The following is a 22,163-nucleotide window of genomic DNA, read 5'->3' as shown; positions in this document are numbered from 1 at the left end:
CGTAGTCGGTCGTCCGCGGGTGCGTCGTGGCTGGTCGCGCAGTTCCCCGCGCCCCTAAAAGCCAAAGACTGCGCCGTTCCCCGCGCCCCTGAAGGGCGAAGCCCTCCTGAAGGGCCCCGTGGCGGGAATCCGTTGGAAGGTGGCATTCGGGCCACTGGGGGGCCGGGTCGGTGCTGGTTAGCGTCGGGGGAGCCCGGTGTGGACCGGGGTCGGCGCTTCCGGAGGAACCTTTCATGCATGTCCAGGTCGTTCTGTTCGACGGCTTCGATCCGCTCGACGTCGTCGCCCCCTACGAGGTGCTGTACGCCGGCGGTACCGCCTCCGGCGGTGCGGTGAGCGTGGAGCTGGTCTCCGCCGAGGGGCCGCGCGAGGTGGTCAGCGGCACCGGGGGRCTGGTGCTGCGTGCCACCGGCGCCCTCGACCCCGGACGTGCGGGCCTCGTCCTGGTCCCCGGTGCCTCCGGCCGGGTCGGCGAACCGGATGAGGTCCCCGACCACGACGCGGGGTCCGGGCCGTGGCGGCAGGACGAGTCCGTCCCCGTCCTGCTGGGCCGCACCCTGACCACCGGGCTGCCCGCGCTGCTGAAGACGGCGATGGACGACCCGGAGGTGGCGGTCGCCGCGGTGTGCGGCGGTTCACTCGTCCTGGCGATGGCCGGCCTGCTGGAGGGCCGCCGCGCCACCACCCACCACCTGGGCCTGGACCTGCTCGACGCCACCGGCGTCCACGCGGTCGACGCCCGCATCGTCGACGACGGCGACCTCGTCACCGCCGCGGGCGTCACCTCCGGGCTCGACCTGGGCCTGTACCTGCTGGAGCGCGAGGTGGGCCCCCGGATCGCCCACGCCGTCGAGCGGCTGTTCGCCCATGAGCGCCGCGGCACCGTCTGGCGTGCCCGGGGCCCGGTCCCCGCCGGCCTCTGAGCACACACCCCCGCACCGACAGGAAGAACCGCAGCATGTTTGCAGAAGGCACCTGGGACCTCTCCGTCTCCACCCCCATCGGCACGATCGACGTCGTCGTCCGACTCCTGCGCAGGGACGGTGTCCTGACCGGGACCGCCCGCGGGGCGCAGGAGGAGGTCCCGCTCCGCGACGTCCTCCTCGAAGGCGACCGGCTCACCTGGAAGCAGGCCGTCACCAAGCCCCTGCGGCTGAATCTGGCCTTCGCCGTGACGGTCACCGGCGACACCCTCACCGGCACCGCGAGGGCCGGACGCCTCCCGGCCTCCAAGGTCACCGGCCGGCGCCGGTCCGGCGCCCAGGCGCCCCCGCAGGAGTCCGCGACCGCTACTTGATCACCGTGACCTGCGTGCCGATCGTGGCGAAGGTCCACATGCTCGTGCCGTCCTCCTTCGCCTCCCTGATGGCGCCCAGCTTCTTGGTGGGATCCGGGGGCGAGACCGTGCCGTCGGACGCGGCGCTGAAGCCGATCGCGACGTCGTCCAGGCTCGCGAAGCGGACCACGTGCTCGACGGCCACGCCGTCCGAGCCGACGACGGCGGCGGAGCGCGAGGTGACGGCGTACCGGTTCGGCGGCGGATCCACCCGGCCGGGGCTGACCTTGAACGTCCGTTCGACGCCGCCCTCCGGGCCGACCAGCCACACCCGGTCGTCGTCCAGTGAGTAGACGACCCGCCGCCCGGTGCCGGAGTCGGCCGGCAGCGCCTCGGGGTGACGGCTGTCCCGCGGGGCCTTCGGCGCGGTGGCGGCCGCGGACTCGGCGACCGGGGCCGGGGCCAGGTCGTCCGGCGCGTTCGCCGAGGCCCGGTAGGCGAGGAAGCCGATCGCGGCGAGCGCCGCCGCGGTGAGCCCGGCCACGATTCCCGAGCTGCTCCGAACCACCTTGGGTGTCCACCTCTCGTACGGTCACGTATGGGATATGTCCTGTTATGTGTCCGTGTCGTGCCGGTGTGACGTTAGCAGGAAGTGCCCGCCGGATTGAGGCGGCGGTGCACCGGGTCCGGGCGCCGTAGGCTGTTCGCGTGCTCTTGCTCGCTCTGGATACCGCCACCCCCGCCGTCACCGTCGCGCTGCACGACGGGACGTCCGTCCTCGCCTCCTCCGGCCAGGTGGACGCGCGTCGGCACGGGGAACTGCTCCTGCCGGCCGTCGACCGGGTGCTCACGGAGGCCGGGCTGCGGCTCGACGCCGTCACCGGCATCGTCGTCGGCGTGGGCCCCGGCCCGTACACCGGGCTCAGGGTCGGCCTGATGACCGCCGACACCTTCGGGCTCGCGCTCGGCGTCCCCGTGCACGGGCTGTGCACGCTGGACGGCCTCGCGTACGCCGCCGCGATCGACGGCCCCTTCGTCGTGGCCACCGACGCCCGGCGCAAGGAGGTGTACTGGGCGCGGTACGCCGACCCCCGCACCCGGGTCACCGAACCGGCCGTGGACCGGCCCGGCGAGCTGGACGTGGGCGGGCTGCCCGCCGTCGGCCCCGGCGCGCTGCTCTACCCCGACACCTTCCCGAACGCCCACGCCCCGGAGCACGTCTCGGCCGCGGCCCTCGCCTCCCTGGCCGTGGAGCGGCTCGCGGCGGGCGAGGAACTGGAGCCGCCCCGGCCCCTCTACCTGCGCCGGCCCGACGCCCAGGTGCCCAAGAACTACAAGGTGGTCACCCCCAAGTGACGACCGCGGTGCTGCGCGAGATGCGCTGGTGGGACATCGAGCCCGTACTCGAACTGGAGAAGGACCTCTTCCCCGAGGACGCCTGGTCACGGGGCATGTTCTGGTCCGACCTGGCCCATGCGCGGGGGCCCGCGGCGACCCGGCGGTACGTCGTCGCCGAGACCGGGGCCGATGCCGATTCCGATGGCGGGGCCGGGAGCGGCGCCGAGCCAGGGGAGGGCCCGCGGATCGTCGGGTACGCGGGGCTCGCCGCCGCCGGGGACTCCGGTGACGTGCAGACCATCGCCGTCGCCCGGGAGCACTGGGGCACCGGGCTCGGTGCGCTGCTGCTGACCGAACTGCTGCGGGCCGCGACCGCCTTCGAGTGCACCGAGGTGCTCCTGGAGTGCCGGGTCGACAACATCCGCGCCCAGAAGCTGTACGAGCGCTTCGGCTTCGAGCCGATCGGCTTCCGGCGCGGCTACTACCAGCCGGGGAACGTGGACGCGCTCGTGATGCGCCTCAACGACCCGTCGACCTCCGTACAAGGAACCGAGATCAATGGCTGACGAACCCCTCGTCCTCGGCATCGAGACCTCCTGCGACGAGACCGGTGTCGGCATCGTCCGGGGCACGACCCTGCTCGCCGACGCCATCGCGTCGAGCGTCGACGAGCACGCGCGCTTCGGCGGGGTCGTGCCGGAGGTCGCCTCCCGCGCGCACCTGGAGGCGATGGTGCCCACCATCGAGCGGGCGCTGAAGGAGGCCGGAGTCAGCGCGCGCGACCTCGACGGCATCTCCGTCACCGCCGGGCCCGGACTCGCGGGCGCGCTGCTGGTGGGCGTCTCGGCGGCGAAGGCGTACGCGTACGCGCTGGGCAAGCCGCTGTACGGCGTCAACCACCTGGCGTCCCACATCTGCGTGGACCAGCTGGAGCACGGCCCGCTGCCCGAGCCGACGATGGCGCTGCTCGTCTCCGGCGGGCACTCCTCGCTGCTGCTGTCCTCGGACATCACCAGCGACGTGCGGCCGATGGGCGCGACCATCGACGACGCGGCGGGCGAGGCCTTCGACAAGATCGCCCGCGTGCTGAACCTCGGGTTCCCGGGCGGGCCGGTCATCGACCGGTACGCGAAGGAGGGGGACCCGAACGCGATCGCCTTCCCGCGCGGGCTCACCGGGCCGCGCGACGCCGCGTACGACTTCTCCTTCTCCGGGCTGAAGACGGCCGTCGCGCGCTGGATCGAGGCGAAGCGGGCGGCGGGCGAGGAGGTGCCGGTGCGGGACGTGTCCGCGTCCTTCCAGGAGGCGGTGGTGGACGTGCTGACCCGCAAGGCCGTACGGGCCTGCCGCGACGAGGGCGTCGACCACCTGATGATCGGCGGCGGCGTGGCGGCGAACTCGCGGCTGCGGGCGCTGGCGCAGGAGCGGTGCGAGGCGGCGGGGATCAGGCTCCGGGTGCCGCGGCCGAAGCTGTGCACGGACAACGGGGCGATGGTGGCCGCGCTCGGGGCCGAGATGGTGGCCCGCGGGCGGGCCGCCTCCGACTGGGACCTGTCGGCGGACTCGTCGCTGCCGGTGACCGACCCGCACGTGCCGGGGCGTGCGCACGACCACTCCCACGCGCACGAGGTCGGCGAGCGGAACCTGTACTCGTGACCGTCGCGCTGATGTGGGAGGCGCGGGCGGTGGCGGGCCGGGGCGCGGAACTCCTCGCCTGGGCCCGCGCGCAGGAACTGCCCGACGCGCCGCTGCGCCGGGAGACCTTCCGCGCCCCGCAGGACCGCGTGCTCGTCATCACCTGGTGGGACGCGGCGTACGACGCGGAGCTGCCCGAACTGCCGGAGCCGGCCGCGGAGCTGGTTGCGCGGCCGCCGCATCGGTGGCGGTTCGAAGGGGTCGAGGAGTGAGGGGCTGGGCGCTGGGCGTGGGGGCTCCGCCCCCAGACCCCCGTTGCGCAGTTCCCCGCGCCCCTAGGTACCTAGGGGCGCGGGGAACTGCGCGATCAGCCCCCACCGGGCCCGCGGACGAAGGCGAAGGCGAAGCCGAAGGGGCCCGGGGTCACCCCGGATTACCGCCATCCGCCGGAGGCAACTGGCACTCCGCTTGACCGAGTGCTAATCGCAGTCATAGTCTCAGCTCTGGCACTCACCGCAGGAGAGTGCCAACAGCGACAGGCAGGTCCGGCACCCGCGACGACGGATCGACCTGGTCGCCACCTCAGACAGTTAACCCCGTGAGATCTCCGAAGGGGGAGGTCGGATCGTGACGACCACCAGCTCCAAGGTTGCCATCAAGCCGCTTGAGGACCGCATCGTGGTCCAGCCGCTCGACGCCGAGCAGACCACGGCTTCTGGCCTGGTCATCCCGGACACCGCGAAGGAGAAGCCCCAGGAGGGCGTCGTCCTCGCCGTCGGTCCGGGTCGCTTCGAGAACGGTGACCGTCTGCCGCTCGACGTGAAGACCGGCGACATCGTGCTCTACAGCAAGTACGGCGGCACCGAGGTGAAGTACAACGGCGAGGAGTACCTCGTCCTCTCCGCTCGCGACGTGCTCGCGATCATCGAGAAGTAATTCACCCAGGTTTGCTCTGAGCTGCGCCCCTGGCCCCCGCGAGTAACAAGAAGCCGGGTGCTGGGGGCGCCGTTCGTTTTTCGAGAGGACTGAATCAGCTCCATGGCGAAGATCCTGAAGTTCGACGAGGACGCCCGTCGCGCCCTTGAGCGCGGCGTCAACAAGCTTGCCGACACGGTGAAGGTGACGATCGGCCCCAAGGGCCGCAACGTCGTCATCGACAAGAAGTTCGGCGCCCCCACCATCACCAACGACGGTGTCACCATCGCCCGTGAGGTCGAGGTCGACGACCCGTACGAGAACCTCGGTGCCCAGCTGGTGAAGGAGGTGGCGACCAAGACCAACGACATCGCGGGTGACGGTACGACCACCGCCACCGTGCTCGCCCAGGCGCTCGTACGCGAAGGCCTGCGCAACGTCGCCGCCGGCGCGTCCCCCGCCCTCCTGAAGAAGGGCATCGACGCCGCCGTCGCCGCGGTCTCCGAGGAGCTCCTCGCGACCGCGCGCCCGATCGACGAGAAGTCCGACATCGCCGCCGTCGCCGGTCTGTCCGCCCAGGACAGCCAGGTCGGCGAGCTCATCGCCGAGGCGATGGACAAGGTCGGCAAGGACGGTGTCATCACCGTCGAGGAGTCCAACACCTTCGGTCTGGAGCTCGACTTCACCGAGGGCATGGCCTTCGACAAGGGCTACCTTTCCCCGTACATGGTGTCCGACCAGGAGCGTATGGAGGCCGTCCTCGACGACCCGTACATCCTGATCCACCAGGGCAAGATCTCCTCGATCCAGGACCTGCTCCCGCTGCTGGAGAAGGTCATCCAGGCCAACGCCTCGAAGCCGCTGCTGATCATCGCCGAGGACGTCGAGGGCGAGGCCCTGTCGACCCTGGTCGTGAACAAGATCCGCGGCACCTTCAACGCGGTGGCCGTCAAGGCCCCCGGCTTCGGTGACCGCCGCAAGGCCATGCTCGGTGACATCGCCACGCTCACCGGCGCCACCGTCATCGCCGAGGAGGTCGGCCTCAAGCTCGACCAGGTCGGCCTGGACGTGCTGGGCACCGCCCGCCGCGTCACCGTCACCAAGGACGACACGACGATCGTCGACGGCGGCGGCAACAGCGCCGACGTGGCCGGCCGTGTCAACCAGATCAAGGCCGAGATCGAGACCACGGACTCCGACTGGGACCGCGAGAAGCTCCAGGAGCGCCTCGCGAAGCTGGCCGGCGGCGTGTGCGTGATCAAGGTCGGCGCCGCCACCGAGGTGGAGCTGAAGGAGAAGAAGCACCGTCTGGAGGACGCCATCTCCGCGACCCGCGCCGCGGTCGAGGAGGGCATCGTCTCCGGTGGTGGCTCCGCGCTCGTCCACGCCGTGAAGGTCCTGGAGGGCAACCTCGGCAAGACCGGCGACGAGGCCACCGGTGTCGCCGTCGTCCGCCGGGCCGCCGTCGAGCCGCTGCGCTGGATCGCCGAGAACGCCGGCCTGGAGGGTTACGTCATCACCTCCAAGGTCGCCGAGCTCGACAAGGGCCAGGGCTTCAACGCCGCGACCGGCGAGTACGGCGACCTGGTCAAGGCCGGCGTCATCGACCCGGTCAAGGTCACCCGCTCCGCCCTGGAGAACGCCGCCTCCATCGCCTCCCTGCTCCTCACGACCGAGACCCTGGTCGTCGAGAAGCCGGCGGAGGAGGAGGCCGAGGCCGGTCACGGTGGCCACGGGCACTCGCACTAGTCGCTCAGCCGAGCGCGTGGTGTTCTGACCGCGGGCTCGGTGGGGGCCAGTACCTGACGAAGGCCCGGTACCCGTTTCGGCGGGTGCCGGGCCTTCGTGCTGTCACCGGCGATGTCAGGGCCTAACGGCAGCGACGCGCTCACTTCGGGCCGTACCTGCGGCCCGCCTTCGAGCTGATGCCGCCGAGCAGGCTGCGCGGGGCCACCTTCGCCACGCCCATCAGGGCCTTGTAGCGGGGGTCCGGGATGGACAGCGTCCGGCCCCGCGCCAGGTCGGCGAGGCCCGCCGCGACCACCTTGTCGGCGTCCAGCCACATCCAGCCGGGGATGTTCTCCGTGCCCATCCCGGCCCGCTCGTGGAACTCGGTCCGCACGAACCCGGGGCACAGCGCCATCAGCCGGACCCCGCTGCCCGCCAGGTCCTTCGCCACGCCCTGGGTGAACTGCACGACCCACGCCTTCGACGCCCCGTACGTGCCCCTCGGGAGGAACGCGGCCGTCGACGCGACGTTGACGATCCCGCCCCGGCCGCGCTCGCGCATGGTCCCGGCCGCCGCCGACGTCAGCCGGAGCACCGCCTCGCAGTGCACCTTGAGCATCTTCAGCTCGTCGGCCATCGGGACGTCCAGGTAGAGGCCCTTGTTGCCGAAGCCCGCGTTGTTGACGAGCAGGTCGACCGCGTGCCTGGGGTCCGAGACGCGGGCGGCCACGGCCTCGATGCCCTCGTCCGTCGCCAGGTCCGCCGTCAGCACCTCCGCCTCGATGCCGTGCCGGTCGTGCAGCTCCGTCGCCTGCTCGCCGAGTCGCTTCGTGTCCCGTGCCACCAGCACGAGGTTGTGCCCGTCGGCGGCCAGCCGCCGCGCGAAGGCGGCACCGATACCCGCCGTCGATCCTGTGATCAGAGCCGTTGTCATGGCCCAAGGTTAGTGACAGGCGGCCCGCTCCCCGGCCGTGCGCGGCTGCGGGGAACGGCCGCCGCCACCGGCCCCGTTCACACGTTCGCGCCGCCGTACTTCTCGACGTACTGCTCCGCGGTCGCCCGGATCTCCGGGTGCAGGGCGTCGCCCGCGGCCAACACCCGTGGCAGCAGGGCCCGTTCGAGGGTGGCCGCGCGGAACGCGAAGGCGGCGGTCACCTCGTGGTCCGGCCGGTGCACGATCTCGACCGGATCGCCCGCCCGGATCTCCCCGGGCACGATCACCCGCAGATACGCACCGGTCGCGGCCTTCTGCGTGAACCGCCGGACCCAGCCCTTCTCACCGAGGTGCCCCTGGAAGGTGAGGCAGGGCACCCGGCCGGACGTCACCTCCAGCACGACCTCGGGGCCGACGCGCCAGCGCTCCCCGATCCGCGCCCCGGACACGTCGACCCCCTCCGTGGTGAGGTTCTCGCCGAACGTCCCGCCGGGCAGGGTCCGCCCCAGCTCGCGCTCCCAGTCGTCCAGGTCCTCGCGCGCGAAGGCGTACACGGCCTGGTCGTCCCCGCCGTGGTGGCGCCGCTCGCAGACGGCGTCCCCGGCGAGACCGCTCCCGCCGACCCCCTTGGGGCCGGGCGCGGACACCCGCACCGACCCGTCCACGGGCCGCTTGTCTATCCCGGTCAGGCCTTCGGCCTGGCTCGTGTAGCCGACGGCCTTCGGCCGGCCCAGGTTCACTGAAAGAAGCTTCATGGCGGCACGCTAGGCGATGACGGGCCAAAGCGTCGACGCGATATTCGTCGCGGTGTCCAAGGTGCGCTTATGCTCGAAGGGTGATCGAAGCCCGTCATCTACGCGTCCTGCGTGCGGTCGCCGCCACCGGTTCCTTCTCGGCGGCGGGGCGTGAACTGGGCTGCACCCAGCCCGCCGTCAGCCAGCAGATGAAGGCGCTGGAGACCTCCGTGGGCACCCCGCTCCTCATCCGCACGGGCCGCGAGATGCGGCTGACGCAGGCCGGCGAGGCCCTGGTGCGGCATGCCGCGGGCATCATCGCAGGCCTCACCGCCGCCGAGGAGGAGGTCGCCGCGATCGCGGGGCTGCGGGCCGGCCGGGTGCGCCTGGTCTCCTTCCCCAGCGGGAGCTCCACCCTCGTGCCGACCGCGCTCGCCGCCCTGCGCGCCGCGCACCCCGGTACGCGGGTCTCGCTGGAGGAGGCCGAGCCGCCGCGCTCCGTGGAGATGCTGCGCGAGGGCGACTGCGACGTGGCGCTCGCCTTCCGGTACGAGGGGGCGGCGAGCTCGGAGGAGTGGGACGACCTGGTGGTCCGCCCGCTGCTCACGGACCGGCTCGTCGGGCTGGTCCCCGAGGGGCACCGGCTGGCCCGTGCGGGAGCCGTCGCCATCGGCGACCTCGCCGGCGAACCGTGGATCGCCGGGTGCCCCCGCTGCCGGGGCCGGCTGGTGGAGGTGTGCGAGCGCGCCGGTTTCACCCCCCGCATCGACTTCGCGACCGACGACTACCCGGCGGTCGTCGGTCTGGTCGGCGCCGGTCTCGGCGTCGCGGTCCTGCCCGAACTGGCCATCGAGTCCGTTCGGCCCAAGGGTGCACGCACAGTGACGGTGGAGCCGGCCCTGCGGCGGGAGATCGTCGCGCTCACGCTGCCGGACCTGGCCCAGGTGCCCGCCGTCGCGGCCACGCTGGACCACCTGGCGGGAGCGGCGGGAGCGGCGAAGGCGGGGGACCGGGGAGCGGAGTAGGGCTACGCGCGCGCAGGCTCCGGCCTGGCTCCGGAGAAACGTTCCTTCAGTGGCGTGATCCTCAGTGGTGGGACGGGTCGCCCCCGCTCGCCGCCGTGACCAGCCGGTTGCGCGCCCGGCCCATCAGCTCCTCGCGCTCGTCCTCGGTCAGGCCGCCCCACACGCCGTACGGTTCGCGCACCGCGAGGGCGTGCGCCGCGCACTGTGCCCGTACCGGGCACCTCATGCAGACCTCTTTGGCCGAGTTCTCACGAGCGCTCCGTGCCGCGCCGCGCTCTCCCTCGGGGTGGAAGAAGAGCGAGCTGTCGACCCCTCGGCAGGCCGCGAGGAGCTGCCAGTCCCACAGGTCCGCGTTGGGACCGGGAAGGCGGGAGAAATCTGCCATTGCATTGTCCCCTTGTAGCCGTTTTGCTCGGTTACGTGCCCATCACCGTACATCTACGATCTAAGGAGATGAAAATATGACTCATTGCGAATGTAGCCCCAGACACCCCCAAAAAGAACGAAAAGCGTCTAAATGGGGCATTGGTTGTGATGAAACCTTGAGGGTCTGCGGCACGTGTCTCCACCGTGTCCGCGCTCTCACGTAGAGTGCCGAAGATGGTTCACAGCCCCGTAACTCTTTCGAGTGACCGTCGTTGAGTGTGCGAGGCGGTTGAAGGAACAAGCGCTCGGGCAGGCGTCCGAGACGGTCGACCGCACAGGTGACGATTTCGTACCAGCCTGGAGGCCCAAGGTGACGCGCATCAGCTGCGGAGGACGGCCATGACATCCGTCCTCGTCTGCGACGACTCCCCGCTTGCCCGAGAGGCGCTCCGCCGCGCGGTGGCGACCGTGCCCGGCGTAGAGCGCGTGACCACGGCGGCCAACGGCGAGGAAGTCCTCCGCCGCTGGGGTGCCGACCGTTCGGACCTGATCCTGATGGACGTGCGCATGCCCGGACTGGGCGGCGTGGAGACGGTCCGGCGGCTGCTGTCCGCCGACCCCGGTGCGCGCATCATCATGCTCACCGTCGCCGAGGACCTGGACGGCGTGGCCCTCGCGGTCGCCGCCGGGGCCCGCGGCTACCTCCACAAGGACGCCTCCCGCGCGGAGCTGCGGGCGACCGTCACCCAGGCGCTCGCCGACCCGACCTGGCGGCTCGCCCCGCGCAGGCTCCGGTCGGCCGAGATGGGCGCGGCGCCGACGCTCACCGCGCGCGAGATCCAGGTCCTGGAGGGCATGAGCCACGGCCGGTCGAACGCGGAGATCGGCCGCGAGCTGTTCCTCTCCGAGGACACCGTCAAGACGCACGCCCGCCGGCTCTTCAAGAAGCTCGGCGCCTCGGACCGCGCGCACGCGGTGGCGCTCGGCTTCCGGTGGGGCCTGGTTCGCTAGGTGGACCGCCGCGGGGGTACGGGTTTCCCCGCCTGCCGGAAGGCGGGCGGGGCCGGGCCCGACGGGGGATCGGACGGCGCCGTTCGGGCAGTCGATCCCCGTTTCCCGGCGGATGCCGCATCCTTGAGGTGTGGAGTTCCTCGGGAACGAGTCGGTCGAGCGGGAGGGGAGGGCGCAGGAGATGAGTTCCGGCGCACCTGCTCATAACGCTTCGGTGCACAACTACGGACGCGGTGCCACGGACAGGACGACACCAAGGCACCATGGACCGATGCGTGACGACGAGGCGGCTGATGCCCACGGGGTGATTGGTGCGCTCGTCCATCGCGCGGTCGACGGAGACCAGCAGGCCACGCACGATCTGCTGGCGCACGTCCATCCTCTCGCCATCCGCTACTGCCGTACCCGGCTGTCCCGGCTGCCGGGCGACGCGCGGCACTTCGTGGAGGACCTGGCGCAGGAGGTCTGTGTCGCGGTGCTGCTCGCGCTGCCGCGCTACAAGGACACCGGCCGCCCCTTCGAGGCCTTCGTCTTCGCCATCGCCGCGCACAAGGTGGCGGACCTGCAGCGGGCCGCCATGCGGCACCCCGGCTCGACGGCCGTGCCGTCCGACGAGATGCCGGAGCGGCCGGACGACTCGCTCGGCCCCGAGGAGCGCGCCCTCCTCAGCAGCGACGCCGAGTGGGCGAAGAAGCTGATGGCCAACCTGCCGGAGAACCAGCGGGAGCTGCTCCTGCTGCGGATCGCGGTGGGGCTCACGGCCGAGGAGACCGGGCAGATGTTGGGAATGTCACCCGGCGCGGTCCGGGTGGCCCAGCACCGGGCGCTCAGCCGCCTGCGGGCACTGGCGGAGCAGTAGGGGCCTTCACCTTCGGGCCCCAGGCCCTCGGGCCTTCGGGCCTTTGGGGCAGGCCCTTTCGACGGCTGTCGCGGGAGCGGCCGGCAGGGGCGCGGGGTGAACGGGGCCGTCGCCCGGTCCGTACGGAGTCATGAGGCCGTGGGGGCGCCCGTGACCGGAGGACGAGCGTGGAATGAGCGGGCCCTGCTTCCCGTTAGCATGGGCATCCGCACCGATCAAGGCCATTTGGGGAAGGTGTCATGACTGCAAACGTCGACGGAGTGCCCGAGAAATTCGCGACACTCGGGCTGACCTACGACGACGTGCTGCTGCTGCCGGGCGCATCGGAAGTGCTGCCCAACGCGGTCGACACCTCGTCCCGCATCTCCCGCAACGTGCGCGTGAACATCCCGCTGCTCTCGGCGGCGATGGACAAGGTCACCGAGTCCCGGATGGCGATCGCCATGGCCCGCCAGGGCGGCGTCGGCGTGCTGCACCGCAACCTCTCCATCGAGGACCAGGTCAACCAGGTCGACCTCGTGAAGCGCTCCGAGTCCGGCATGGTCACCGACCCGATCACGGTGCACCCGGACGCGACGCTCGCCGAGGCCGACGCGCTGTGCGCCAAGTTCCGCATCAGCGGCGTGCCGGTCACCGACGGCAACAAGAAGCTGCTCGGCATCGTCACCAACCGCGACATGGCCTTCGAGACCGACCGCTCCCGGCAGGTGCGCGAGGTCATGACGCCGATGCCGCTGGTCACCGGCAAGGTCGGCATCTCCGGCAACGACGCCATGGAGCTGCTGCGCCGCCACAAGATCGAGAAGCTGCCGCTGGTCGACGACTCGGGCGTCCTCAAGGGCCTCATCACGGTCAAGGACTTCGTCAAGGCCGAGAAGTACCCGAACGCCGCGAAGGACGCCGAGGGCCGGCTGCTCGTCGGCGCCGCGGTCGGCGCGAGCCCCGAGGCGCTGGAGCGCGCCCAGGCGCTCGCCGAGGCCGGGGTGGACTTCCTGATCGTCGACACCTCGCACGGGCACAACAGCAACGCCCTCAACTGGATGGCGAAGATCAAGTCGAGCGTCGGCGTCGACGTGATCGGCGGCAACGTGGCCACCCGCGACGGCGCCCAGGCGCTGGTCGACGCCGGTGTCGACGGCGTCAAGGTGGGCGTCGGACCCGGCTCGATCTGTACCACCCGTGTGGTCGCCGGCATCGGCGTCCCGCAGGTCACCGCCATCTACGAGGCGGCCCTCGCGGCCCGCGCGGCGGGCGTGCCGGTGATCGGCGACGGCGGTCTGCAGTACTCCGGCGACATCGGCAAGGCGCTGGCCGCCGGTGCCGACACCGTGATGCTCGGCAGCCTCCTGGCCGGCTGCGAGGAGTCGCCCGGCGAGCTCCTCTTCATCAACGGCAAGCAGTTCAAGTCCTACCGCGGCATGGGCTCGCTCGGCGCGATGCAGTCCCGCGGCCAGGGCAGGTCGTACTCGAAGGACCGCTACTTCCAGGCCGAGGTGGCCTCCGACGACAAGCTCGTCCCCGAGGGCATCGAGGGCCAGGTGCCCTACCGCGGCCCGCTCGCGAACGTGCTGCACCAGCTCGTCGGCGGCCTGCGCCAGACCATGGGCTACGTGGGCGCCGCCTCCATCGACGAGATGGAGACCAAGGGCCGCTTCGTGCGGATCACCTCGGCGGGTCTCAAGGAGAGCCACCCGCACGACATCCAGATGACGGTCGAGGCGCCGAACTACAGCCGCGGCCAGTAACCGCACCGCGTGCGAGGGCGGTCCCGGAGCGTTCCGGGACCGCCCTCGCCGTATGTGCCGTATGTGTCGGGGATACTGGAACGCGCAGAACCGAAGACGGAAAGGCCACACACGTGACTGAGATCGAGATCGGGCGCGGCAAGCGCGGCCGCCGGGCGTACGCCTTCGACGACATCGCCGTCGTCCCGAGCCGCCGTACGCGGGACCCGAAGGAGGTCTCGATCGCCTGGCAGATCGACGCCTACCGCTTCGAGCTGCCGTTCCTGGCGGCTCCCATGGACTCCGTGGTCTCCCCGGCGACCGCCATCCGCATCGGGGAGCTCGGCGGTCTGGGCGTCCTCAACCTCGAAGGACTCTGGACGCGGTACGACGACCCGCAGCCGCTCCTCGACGAGGTCGCCGAGCTGGACGCGGACACCGCGACCCGCCGCCTCCAGGAGATCTACGCCGCTCCCATCAGGGAGGAGCTGATCGGGCAGCGCATCAAGGAGGTGCGCGACTCGGGCGTGGTCACCGCCGCCGCGCTCTCCCCGCAGCGCACCGCCCAGTTCTCCAAGGCCGTCGTGGACGCGGGCGTCGACATCTTCGTCATCCGGGGGACGACGGTCTCCGCGGAGCACGTCTCGGGCGCCTCCGAGCCGCTGAACCTGAAGCAGTTCATCTACGAGCTGGACGTGCCGGTCATCGTCGGCGGCTGCGCCACGTACACGGCGGCGCTGCACCTGATGCGCACGGGCGCGGCCGGTGTGCTGGTGGGCTTCGGCGGCGGCGCCGCGCACACCACGCGCAACGTGCTGGGCATCCAGGTCCCGATGGCGACCGCGGTCGCCGACGTGGCCGCCGCGCGCCGCGACTACATGGACGAGTCCGGCGGCCGGTACGTGCACGTGATCGCGGACGGCGGAGTCGGCTGGTCCGGCGACCTGCCCAAGGCGATCGCCTGCGGCGCCGACTCGGTGATGATGGGCTCCCCGCTGGCCCGTGCTACGGACGCGCCCGGCCGCGGCCACCACTGGGGCATGGAGGCCGTCAACGACGAGCTGCCGCGCGGCAAGAAGGTCGACCTCGGCACCGTCGGCACGATCGAGGAGGTCCTGCTGGGCCCCTCGCACATCCCCGACGGCTCCATGAACTTCTTCGGCGCGCTGCGCCGCGCGATGGCCACGACCGGCTACAGCGAACTCAAGGAGTTCCAGCGGGTCGAGGTCACGGTGGCGGACTCGCAGCACAAGCGGTGACGCTGCGCTCGGCCTGAGCGCAGAGACAGCGAAGGGGCCCGGTCACTCACTCCTGTGAGCCACCGGGCCCCTTCGCGTGCCCGAACGTCCCTGGTGGGGGCGCGTTCCGCGTTCGGGGGGCGCACGGTGGCCTTCGGGCCGAATGCGACGGAAACAGCCGTGTCGAGGCGATAACGTCCGTGTTCGGCGCCCCAGTTGTGTGGGCGCCCCCTTCCAAGGACATCGTTCCGGACCCCGGCCCTCGGGGCCCGGCCCGAGTTCCGACGGACCGCCTACCGGGTCAATGGGCGGCATCGTGGAAGGGGGCCGCCCATGGGCCGCCACCGCAAGCCCACCCGCTGGGACCGGATCCGTCTGTGGACGGTGAAGTGCCGGAGGAGGTGGGTCCTGCGGATTTTCGGATGGTGAGCGGCCGCCCCTACATCAACTAGGGGCGGACACTCCGTGAACCAACCAGGGGCCTGCCGCAGTGACCGCTGCGGTGGGCTCCACCTGTCCGTACGGTACCGGCGGTGGGCGTCGCTCGCCACCAGCGACGGGGGCTCCGGCCGTGTCGGGCGCCCCCCTTCACAACCTGTGCGCCGCCCCGGTGGGTGTGGCTCCTCGGGTGTCCAGGAGGAGTTGGGCCTTCACCGACAGGCCCTGGAGGTCGTAGGTGCGGTGTTGTTGGAGCAGGATCGTAAGGTCCGCGTCGGCCGCTGCCTCGTACAGGGTGTCGACGCGGGGGACCGGGCGGTCCAGGACGCTCCAGGACGGGACGTGCGGGTCGTGGTAGCTGACGGCGGCGCCCAGTTCCATCAGGCGGGTCGCGATCTCCTGGGCGGGGGAGCCCTGCCGGTCGGCGTGGTCGGCCTTGTAGGTGATGCCGAGGAGCAGCACGCGCGCGCCGCGGGCCGACTTGCCGTGCTCGTTGAGGAGGGCGGCCGCGCGCTGGACGACGTACCGGGGCATGTGGTCGTTGACCTGCTGGGCCAGTTCCACCATGCGCAGTGAGCGGGTGCGCGGGCCCGCGAGGTCGCGCGGGACGGCGTGGCCGCCGACCCCGGGTCCCGGGCGGAAGGCCTGGAAGCCGAACGGCTTGGTCTCGGCGCAGCGGATGACGTCCCACAGGTCGACGCCCAGGTCGTGGCAGAGGACGGCCATCTCGTTGACCAGCGCGATGTTGACGTGCCGGTAGTTGGTCTCCAGGAGCTGCACGGTCTCCGCCTCGCGGGGCCCGCGCGCGCGGACGACCTTGTCGGTGAGCCGGCCGTAGAACGCGGCGGCCGACTCGGTGCAGGCGGGGGTGAGCCCGCCGATGACCTTCGGCGTGTTGGCGGGGCCGTGGCCGCGGTTGCCGGGGTCGACGCGGCTGGGCGAGTACGCGAGGTGGAAGTCGCGGCCCGCGCGCAGCCCGGAGCCCTCTTCGAGGAGCGGCTTCAGGAATTCCTCCGTGGTGCCGGGGTACACGGGCGACTCCAGGATCACCGTGGTGTGCGGGCGCAGGTGCGCGGCGAGGGTGCGGGCGGCGTCGGCCACCTGCCCCAGGTCGAGCGTCCCGTCCGTGCCGCGCGGGGTCGGGGCGCACAGGACGGCGGTGCGTACACGGCCGAGCCCGGCCGGGTCGGTGGCCGGCCGGAATCCCGTGGAGAGCATCCGTCGCAGGTCGGCGGCGGCCAGCGGTGCGGGGTCGCCGCACTCGTAGCCGAGAGTGGCGATGCCGGCGGTCGCGGCGGCCTGGGCCAGCGGCAGGCCGAGCTGGCCGAGGCCGATGACGGCGAGATCTGCGGGCATGGCGGTGGGCCGTCCTTCCCTGTAGCCGGAGTGGGAGTAGCCGGAGTGGGACGAGGGCGCAAGCCCTGTGGACAGAACGGGCGAGCGCAATGTCAGACTAGGAGTAAATATGACCGATTTATGGGATTGCTCGGTTGTGTTTCCCGGGGAGTCGCCCGGAGATGTCCACAGGCGGACCACCGGTGGTGGCCGCCGGCGGGCAACGAGGTCAGAATCTGGGCATGGGGAACAGGAGCAGGGCCTCGCCGGACGGGTGAGCCCGGCGCGACGGACAGCGGGAGGCAACTGTGCGGACAGCGACACTGGGACCGGCGGAGCGCGCCGAATCACTCGCGGCGATGGCCGAGCACGAACTGGACGTGCTGGTGGTGGGAGCGGGCGTGGTCGGTGCGGGCACCGCCCTGGACGCCGTGACCCGCGGACTGTCCACCGGCCTGGTCGAGGCGCGTGACTGGGCGTCGGGCACGTCGAGCCGCTCCAGCAAGCTGGTCCACGGCGGCCTGCGCTATCTGGAGATGCTCGACTTCGCCCTCGTCCGCGAGGCGCTGAAGGAGCGCGGGCTCCTGCTGGAGCGGCTCGCCCCGCATCTGGTGAAGCCCGTTCCGTTCCTGTACCCCCTGCAGCACAAGGGGTGGGAGCGGCTGTACGCCGGATCGGGCGTCGCGCTCTACGACGCGATGTCGATGGCGCGCGGCCACGGCCGGGGCCTGCCGATGCACCGTCACCTGACCCGGCGCCACGCCTTGCGCGTCGCGCCCGCGCTGAAAAAGGACGCGCTGGTCGGGGCGCTGCAGTACTACGACGCGCAGATGGACGACGCCCGCTACGTGGCGACCCTGGTGCGCACGGCGGCGGCGTACGGGGCGAAGGTCGCCAACCGCGCGCGGGTGACCGGCTTCCTGCGCGAGGGCGAACGGGTCGTCGGCGCCCGGGTGCAGGACGGCGAGGGCGGCGGCGAGTACGAGATCCGCGCCCGGCAGGTGGTCAACGCCACCGGGGTGTGGACGGACGACACCCAGGCCATGGTCGGGGAGCGGGGCCAGTTCCACGTCCGCGCCTCCAAGGGCATCCACCTCGTCGTCCCCAAGGACCGGATCCACTCCACGAGCGGGCTGATCCTGCGCACCGAGAAGTCCGTGCTGTTCGTGATCCCCTGGGGCCGGCACTGGATCGTGGGGACGACGGACACCGACTGGGACCTCGACAAGGCGCACCCGGCGGCCTCCAGCGCCGACATCGACTACCTGCTGGAGCACGTGAACGAGGTCCTCGCGGTACCGCTGACCCGTGACGACGTACAGGGCGTGTACGCCGGACTGCGCCCGCTGCTCGCCGGCGAGTCGGACGCCACCAGCAAGCTGTCGCGCGAGCACACCGTGGCGCACCCCGTGCCGGGGCTCGTGGTGGTGGCGGGCGGCAAGTACACGACGTACCGCGTGATGGCGAAGGACGCGGTGGACGAGGCGGTGCACGGCCTCGACCAGCGGGTCGCCGAGTGCGTCACCGAGGACGTCCCGCTGATCGGCGCCGAGGGCTACCGGGCGCTGTGGAACGCGCGGGCGCGCATCGCCGCCCGCACCGGTCTGCACGTGGTGCGCGTGGAGCACCTGCTGAACCGGTACGGGTCGCTCGCCGAGGAGGTGCTCGACCTGATCGCCGCGGACCCCTCGCTGGGCGATCCGCTGCCCGCGGCCGAGGACTACCTGCGCGCCGAGATCGTCTACGCCGCCTCGCACGAGGGCGCGCGCCACCTCGACGACGTGCTGACGCGGCGCACCCGCATCTCGATCGAGACGTTCGACCGGGGCACGCGCAGCGCGCAGGAGGCCGCCGAACTGATGGCGCCGGTGCTGGGCTGGGACAAGGACCAGATCGAGCGCGAGGTCGAGCACTACCGGAAGCGGGTGGAGGCGGAGCGGGAGTCCCAGCGCCAGCCCGACGACCTGACGGCCGACGCGGCCAGGCTGGGGGCACCGGAGATCGTGCCGCTGTAGGAGGGCGGGCGCGGGCGCGTCCACCGGCCCGCGTCCGCGGACTTCCGTGGGCGGACCTCCGTATGCGGACTTCTGCGCTCGACTTCCGCTTCCGGGGCGTCGAACGGGGTAGTCGAATCCTCAACGGCCCCCGGGGCAGCGGTCGGTGCCCAGGCGCACGGCAGGTGGGGGCAGGAAGAGGGTCAACTCGGGAAGCGTGGTTTCGACCAGGGGCACCCGGGGCATCGGGCGGTGTCCCAGTGGGTGACAATGGAGGCTCTGTCAGGGCGGGTTGCATGAGGGGACGCATGTCGGAGGCGGAGCGGGCGGGAGCATCCCGTCAGGACGATAACGGACGTCTCCTCGCCGGGCGGTACCGGCTGGGGGGAGTCCTCGGCCGCGGCGGCATGGGCACCGTGTGGCGGGCCGAGGACGAGACACTCGGGCGCACGGTCGCCGTGAAGGAACTGCGGCTGCCGCCGCGCATCGACGAGGACGAGAAGCGGCGGCTGATCACCCGCACCTTCCGTGAGGCCAAGGCGATCGCGCGGATCCGGAACAACAGCGCGGTGACCGTCTACGACGTGGTCGACGAGGACGACCGGCCGTGGATCGTGATGGAGCTCGTCGAGGGCAAGTCCCTCGCCGAGGTGATCCGTGAGGACGGACTGCTCACTCCCAAGCGCGCGGCGGAGGTCGGTCTCGCCATCCTCGACGTGCTGCGCTCGGCGCACCGCGAGGGCATCCTGCACCGCGACGTGAAGCCGTCGAACGTGCTCATCGGCAAGGACGGCCGGGTCGTGCTCACGGACTTCGGCATCGCCCAGGTCGAGGGCGACCCGTCCATCACCTCCACCGGCATGCTGGTCGGCGCGCCCTCGTACATCTCGCCGGAGCGGGCGCGCGGGCACAAGCCGGGCCCCGCGGCCGACCTGTGGTCGCTCGGCGGCCTGCTGTACGCGGCGGTGGAAGGCGTCCCGCCGTACGACAAGGGGTCCGCCATCGCGACGCTCACCGCGGTGATGACGGAGCCGGTGGAGCAGCCGAAGAACGCGGGCCCGCTGGAGAACGTCATCTACGGCCTCCTCATGAAGGACCCCGAGCAGCGGCTCGACGACGCCGGGGCACGGGCGATGCTCACCGAGGTGATCCGCGCGCCCGAGCCGAAGGACGAGCCGGAGCCGGTGGACGCGACGAAGGTCGTGCCGGTGGTGGACGTTCCCGCGCCGAGTCCGTCCGGGAAGGCCGGGGAGGCGGCGGACCGGCTGCGCGGAGCCCTGCGCCCCGGTCGCAAGAAGGACAAGAGCAAGGGCGCGGCGGCCGGAGCCGCCGCCGCAGCCGCGGCCGCCGGTACCGGAGTCGCCGCGAACCGGTCTGCGCAGGCACCGGCCGGGCCGGCCGACGCGAGCTCCGCCCCGCAGGCACCGGACACCACCGGGGGCACCGCGCCCGCCGGCGGCTCCGGCTCCGCGGCCGGTACGGCCGGGACCGCCGCCGCAGGGGCCGGCACGTCCGCCCCCGCGCAGCGTCAGGACGCCGCTGCCGTACTGAACTCCAGTGCGGTCGGCGCACGTCCGAGCGGTTCCGGCGGTGCGCCCGCGCGGAGCACCACGTCCCGGGCGCCGCTCACCGACGTGGTGTCCCGGCGCTCGCTGGTGATCTTCGCCGTCGTCGTGGTGCTGGCCGTGCTGGGCACGATCCTCGCCGTCACGCTGGGTGGTGACGACGGCTCGGGTTCCCAGGACGGCAAGAGCGGGTCCGACACCTCCGCGTCCAGCGGGGCGAGCGGCGGGGACGACACCAAGCAGGACGAGGGCAGCGGTACCGGCAAGGACGACGACAGCAAGGACGACTCCTCCTCCGGGGGCGCGACGAAGGAGAGTTCGCCCAGCGCGAGTGCCTCCGAGGAGTCGGGCGGCTCGGGCGGTTCGGACGGTTCGAAGGACGACTCCGGCAGCGGTTCGGGCAGTGGCGCCGAGTCGACGCACAAGGACGGCCAGGGCTTCTCGATCGGTCTGCCGAAGGGCTGGAAGTACCAGTCCACCGGCGCGGCCGGCGCCCGGTTCGCCGGTCCCGACGGACAGAAGCTGCTGGTCGCCTGGACCACGACGCCCAAGTCCGACCCGGTGGCCGACTGGAAGAACCAGGAGCAGTACATGCGGCGTTCGCAGTACGAGCGCATTCGCATAGAGAAGGTGGACTACCGAGGCTGGAACACGGCCGACTGGGAATTCACCTACGTGGACGGCGGCACGGAATACCGGTCCATAGACCGCGGCTTCGTCGTCAGCGACAGCCAGGGATACGCGCTCATGTACACCGCGAAGGCCTCGGAATGGGGCACCGAACTCCGTGAGGAGACGTGGCGGACGCTGACGAAGACGTTCGAACCGAAGTCCTGAGGGTCACGAGACGGGTCACGAGACAATGGAGATCTGGTATCTCCTCATGGCGGGTCGGCTTCGGCACGTATCGTGAATGGTTGCGGACCGTACGCAGCCACAACGGCGGCGACAACGGGACGCAGAGCGAGCGGAATTGACCAGCCGGGCGGCCGGGGGAGGCTTCGTGGACGACTATGCGGGACGGGTACTCGCCGACCGTTATCGCCTGCCGCTCCCCCTGTCGGACGAGGACGAGTTCCGCGAGTCCCGCGCCTTCGACACCTACAGCGGCCAGGAGGTCGTGGTCCGTCAGGTGCCGTTGCCCGAGGTCGTCGAGGCGGAGGTGCTCGACGCGGACGGGCTGCCCGACGGGTTCGTGGCGCGGGACGCGGGCCTGCGCCGCCCCTCCGCACGGACCACCCGGCGGCCCGCCGAACCCGCCGTGCGACGGGCGATCGAGGCGGCGCAGGCCGCGGCGCAGATCCCCGACCACCCGCGGCTCGCCCAGGTCTTCGACGTGTTCGCCGAGGGCGGGTCGCTGTGGATAGTGAGCGAGTCGGTGCCCTCGCGGCAGCTCGCGGCGCTGCTCGACGAGGGGCCGCTGAGTCCGTACCGGGCCGCCGAGGTCGCCTCCGACGTACTGACCGCGCTGCGGGTGCTGCACGCGCACGGCTGGGTGCACCGGAACATCACCGCGCGCACGGTGCTGGTCTGCGACGACGGGCGGGTGATGCTCACCGGGCTCGCCGCCGGCGCCGCGGAGGAGGCGCTGTGCGGGTACGACCCGGTGCCGCCCGCCGAGGGCGAGGGTGAAGGCGGGCCGGACGGCGCGCCGGAGAGCCACGCCGGCCCGGAGGGCTGGGCGGGTCCCGGGGGCCCGGCGGCCCTCGGACACGCGGCCGGCCCGGGCGGTCCGTCCGGGCAGGCCGGTGGGACGGGCAGCGGGACCGGACCGTTCGGGCACACCGGTGCCGGGCGTTCCGGCGGACAGGCGGTGCCCGGAGCGCGCGGGCCGGACGGCGGACGCGCCGCGGTCGAGGCCGTGCGCGGGGGCGGCCTGCCGGTCACCCAGGCGCAGGCGGTGCGCGCCTCGGAGATGGCGCAGCGGGCGCTGGACGCGGGCGGTGACGTACGGGCCGCGCGGGCCGGAGCCATCGCCGCCTACCGGGCGGGCGCACGGGCCGCGGCCCGGGTGCAGGAGGAGCAGCGGGAGGGCCGCAACCCCGCCC

Annotated in this window: 21 protein-coding genes; 16 read left to right on the top strand and 5 right to left on the bottom strand. The window is 72.1% G+C overall.

The annotated features are described in order from the left end of the window. Positions 1 to 233 precede the first annotated feature (233 nt). Together FGF04_RS15910 and FGF04_RS15905 are read left to right on the top strand one after the other, a co-directional pair. On the top strand, positions 234 to 923 hold the full coding sequence (locus tag FGF04_RS15910; RefSeq protein ID WP_149511945.1) for a DJ-1/PfpI family protein: 690 nt from the start codon (positions 234 to 236) through the stop codon (positions 921 to 923). Positions 924 to 958: 35 nt separating this feature from the next. Beyond that, positions 959 to 1,297: a hypothetical protein gene (locus tag FGF04_RS15905; RefSeq protein ID WP_149511944.1), complete on the top strand. Its 339-nt coding sequence runs from the start codon at positions 959 to 961 to the stop codon at positions 1,295 to 1,297. On the opposite strand, the gene FGF04_RS15900 is transcribed toward FGF04_RS15905, so the two are convergent. Next, positions 1,290 to 1,844, bottom strand: a complete 555-nt coding sequence (locus FGF04_RS15900) for a hypothetical protein (RefSeq protein WP_149511943.1) — start codon at positions 1,842 to 1,844, stop codon at positions 1,290 to 1,292. The genes FGF04_RS15905 and FGF04_RS15900 overlap by 8 nt on opposite strands. A gap of 140 nt (positions 1,845 to 1,984) precedes the next feature. On the opposite strand from FGF04_RS15900, the gene tsaB reads away from it, so the two are divergent. From tsaB to groL, 6 genes are all read left to right on the top strand, one after another. Then, the gene (tsaB, locus tag FGF04_RS15895) at positions 1,985 to 2,632 is read left to right on the top strand and encodes a tRNA (adenosine(37)-N6)-threonylcarbamoyltransferase complex dimerization subunit type 1 TsaB (protein WP_149511942.1); all 648 of its coding nucleotides are present in this window, start codon (positions 1,985 to 1,987) and stop codon (positions 2,630 to 2,632) included. A gap of 20 nt (positions 2,633 to 2,652) precedes the next feature. Next, positions 2,653 to 3,180, top strand: coding sequence for a GNAT family N-acetyltransferase (locus FGF04_RS15890; protein WP_188114127.1), 528 nt, complete (start codon positions 2,653 to 2,655; stop codon positions 3,178 to 3,180). Next, positions 3,173 to 4,270: a tRNA (adenosine(37)-N6)-threonylcarbamoyltransferase complex transferase subunit TsaD gene (gene tsaD / locus FGF04_RS15885; RefSeq protein WP_149511940.1), complete on the top strand. Its 1,098-nt coding sequence runs from the start codon at positions 3,173 to 3,175 to the stop codon at positions 4,268 to 4,270. Before FGF04_RS15890 ends, tsaD begins: the two co-directional genes overlap by 8 nt. After that, positions 4,267 to 4,521 (top strand): hypothetical protein, encoded by a 255-nt coding sequence (locus FGF04_RS15880; protein ID WP_149511939.1) that lies wholly within the window; start codon positions 4,267 to 4,269, stop codon positions 4,519 to 4,521. Before tsaD ends, FGF04_RS15880 begins: the two co-directional genes overlap by 4 nt. A 355-nt stretch (positions 4,522 to 4,876) precedes the next feature. Continuing rightward, positions 4,877 to 5,185 (top strand): co-chaperone GroES, encoded by a 309-nt coding sequence (gene groES, locus FGF04_RS15875; RefSeq protein ID WP_149511938.1) that lies wholly within the window; start codon positions 4,877 to 4,879, stop codon positions 5,183 to 5,185. 102 nt (positions 5,186 to 5,287) lie between these two features. Beyond that, positions 5,288 to 6,913, top strand: a complete 1,626-nt coding sequence (gene groL / locus FGF04_RS15870) for a chaperonin GroEL (RefSeq protein ID WP_149511937.1) — start codon at positions 5,288 to 5,290, stop codon at positions 6,911 to 6,913. Between the two features lie 139 nt (positions 6,914 to 7,052). Here groL and FGF04_RS15865 read toward each other — a convergent pair whose 3' ends face one another. Further along, positions 7,053 to 7,826, bottom strand: coding sequence for an SDR family NAD(P)-dependent oxidoreductase (locus FGF04_RS15865; protein WP_149511936.1), 774 nt, complete (start codon positions 7,824 to 7,826; stop codon positions 7,053 to 7,055). A 77-nt stretch (positions 7,827 to 7,903) separates the two neighbouring features. Beyond that, positions 7,904 to 8,581 carry an MOSC domain-containing protein gene (locus FGF04_RS15860; RefSeq protein ID WP_149511935.1) on the bottom strand — a complete coding sequence of 226 codons (678 nt, stop codon included), beginning with the start codon at positions 8,579 to 8,581 and terminating at the stop codon, positions 7,904 to 7,906. 80 nt (positions 8,582 to 8,661) lie between these two features. Here FGF04_RS15860 and FGF04_RS15855 point away from each other — a divergent pair, with 80 nt between their 5' ends. Continuing rightward, positions 8,662 to 9,585, top strand: a complete 924-nt coding sequence (locus FGF04_RS15855; protein ID WP_149511934.1) for a LysR family transcriptional regulator — start codon at positions 8,662 to 8,664, stop codon at positions 9,583 to 9,585. Positions 9,586 to 9,646: 61 nt separating this feature from the next. On the opposite strand, the gene FGF04_RS15850 is transcribed toward FGF04_RS15855, so the two are convergent. Then, positions 9,647 to 9,970: a WhiB family transcriptional regulator gene (locus FGF04_RS15850; RefSeq protein ID WP_149511933.1), complete on the bottom strand. Its 324-nt coding sequence runs from the start codon at positions 9,968 to 9,970 to the stop codon at positions 9,647 to 9,649. A gap of 380 nt (positions 9,971 to 10,350) precedes the next feature. Here FGF04_RS15850 and FGF04_RS15845 point away from each other — a divergent pair, with 380 nt between their 5' ends. The 4 genes from FGF04_RS15845 to FGF04_RS15830 all read left to right on the top strand — a co-directional run bounded on the left by FGF04_RS15845 (position 10,351) and on the right by FGF04_RS15830 (position 14,804). Then, positions 10,351 to 10,962 (top strand): response regulator transcription factor, encoded by a 612-nt coding sequence (locus FGF04_RS15845; RefSeq protein ID WP_003948568.1) that lies wholly within the window; start codon positions 10,351 to 10,353, stop codon positions 10,960 to 10,962. A 271-nt stretch (positions 10,963 to 11,233) separates the two neighbouring features. Continuing rightward, complete coding sequence (locus tag FGF04_RS15840) at positions 11,234 to 11,821, top strand: sigma-70 family RNA polymerase sigma factor (RefSeq protein ID WP_149511932.1); 588 nt, start codon at positions 11,234 to 11,236, stop codon at positions 11,819 to 11,821. Positions 11,822 to 12,060: 239 nt separating this feature from the next. Next, positions 12,061 to 13,566, top strand: a complete 1,506-nt coding sequence (guaB, locus tag FGF04_RS15835; protein ID WP_149511931.1) for an IMP dehydrogenase — start codon at positions 12,061 to 12,063, stop codon at positions 13,564 to 13,566. A gap of 113 nt (positions 13,567 to 13,679) precedes the next feature. Then, positions 13,680 to 14,804, top strand: a complete 1,125-nt coding sequence (locus tag FGF04_RS15830) for a GuaB3 family IMP dehydrogenase-related protein (protein ID WP_149511930.1) — start codon at positions 13,680 to 13,682, stop codon at positions 14,802 to 14,804. 567 nt (positions 14,805 to 15,371) lie between these two features. Here the strand turns inward: FGF04_RS15830 and FGF04_RS15825 are convergent. Further along, positions 15,372 to 16,577 (bottom strand): nucleotide sugar dehydrogenase, encoded by a 1,206-nt coding sequence (locus FGF04_RS15825; RefSeq protein ID WP_149511929.1) that lies wholly within the window; start codon positions 16,575 to 16,577, stop codon positions 15,372 to 15,374. A 287-nt stretch (positions 16,578 to 16,864) separates the two neighbouring features. On the opposite strand from FGF04_RS15825, the gene FGF04_RS15820 reads away from it, so the two are divergent. From FGF04_RS15820 to FGF04_RS41100, 3 genes are all read left to right on the top strand, one after another. Next, positions 16,865 to 18,571, top strand: a complete 1,707-nt coding sequence (locus FGF04_RS15820; RefSeq protein WP_149511928.1) for a glycerol-3-phosphate dehydrogenase/oxidase — start codon at positions 16,865 to 16,867, stop codon at positions 18,569 to 18,571. 287 nt (positions 18,572 to 18,858) lie between these two features. Further along, positions 18,859 to 20,952, top strand: coding sequence for a serine/threonine-protein kinase (locus FGF04_RS15815; RefSeq protein WP_149511927.1), 2,094 nt, complete (start codon positions 18,859 to 18,861; stop codon positions 20,950 to 20,952). Between the two features lie 166 nt (positions 20,953 to 21,118). Continuing rightward, on the top strand, positions 21,119 to 22,163 hold a 1,045-nt coding region (locus tag FGF04_RS41100), incomplete at its 3' end, for a protein kinase domain-containing protein (RefSeq protein ID WP_235882345.1).

The organism is Streptomyces apricus (genome assembly GCF_008369065.1).
GTDB lineage: Bacteria > Actinomycetota > Actinomycetes > Streptomycetales > Streptomycetaceae > Streptomyces > Streptomyces apricus.
This window is presented reverse-complemented; position numbering and strand designations above follow the sequence as displayed.

Bases quoted from the DNA above. Each gene is read 5' to 3' on its own strand.
- FGF04_RS15905 (WP_149511944.1), top strand. From the start codon at position 959: ATGTTTGCAGAAGGCACCTGGGACCTCTCCGTCTCCACCCCCATCGGC.
- FGF04_RS15890 (WP_188114127.1), top strand. From the start codon at position 2,653: ATGCGCTGGTGGGACATCGAGCCCGTACTCGAACTGGAGAAGGACCTC.
- tsaD (WP_149511940.1), top strand. From the start codon at position 3,173: ATGGCTGACGAACCCCTCGTCCTCGGCATCGAGACCTCCTGCGACGAG.
- groL (WP_149511937.1), top strand. From the start codon at position 5,288: ATGGCGAAGATCCTGAAGTTCGACGAGGACGCCCGTCGCGCCCTTGAG.
- FGF04_RS15865 (WP_149511936.1), bottom strand. From the start codon at position 7,826: ATGACAACGGCTCTGATCACAGGATCGACGGCGGGTATCGGTGCCGCC.
- FGF04_RS15860 (WP_149511935.1), bottom strand. From the start codon at position 8,581: ATGAAGCTTCTTTCAGTGAACCTGGGCCGGCCGAAGGCCGTCGGCTAC.
- FGF04_RS15850 (WP_149511933.1), bottom strand. From the start codon at position 9,970: ATGGCAGATTTCTCCCGCCTTCCCGGTCCCAACGCGGACCTGTGGGAC.
- FGF04_RS15845 (WP_003948568.1), top strand. From the start codon at position 10,351: ATGACATCCGTCCTCGTCTGCGACGACTCCCCGCTTGCCCGAGAGGCG.
- FGF04_RS15840 (WP_149511932.1), top strand. From the start codon at position 11,234: ATGCGTGACGACGAGGCGGCTGATGCCCACGGGGTGATTGGTGCGCTC.
- guaB (WP_149511931.1), top strand. From the start codon at position 12,061: ATGACTGCAAACGTCGACGGAGTGCCCGAGAAATTCGCGACACTCGGG.
- FGF04_RS15825 (WP_149511929.1), bottom strand. From the start codon at position 16,577: ATGCCCGCAGATCTCGCCGTCATCGGCCTCGGCCAGCTCGGCCTGCCG.
- FGF04_RS15815 (WP_149511927.1), top strand. From the start codon at position 18,859: ATGTCGGAGGCGGAGCGGGCGGGAGCATCCCGTCAGGACGATAACGGA.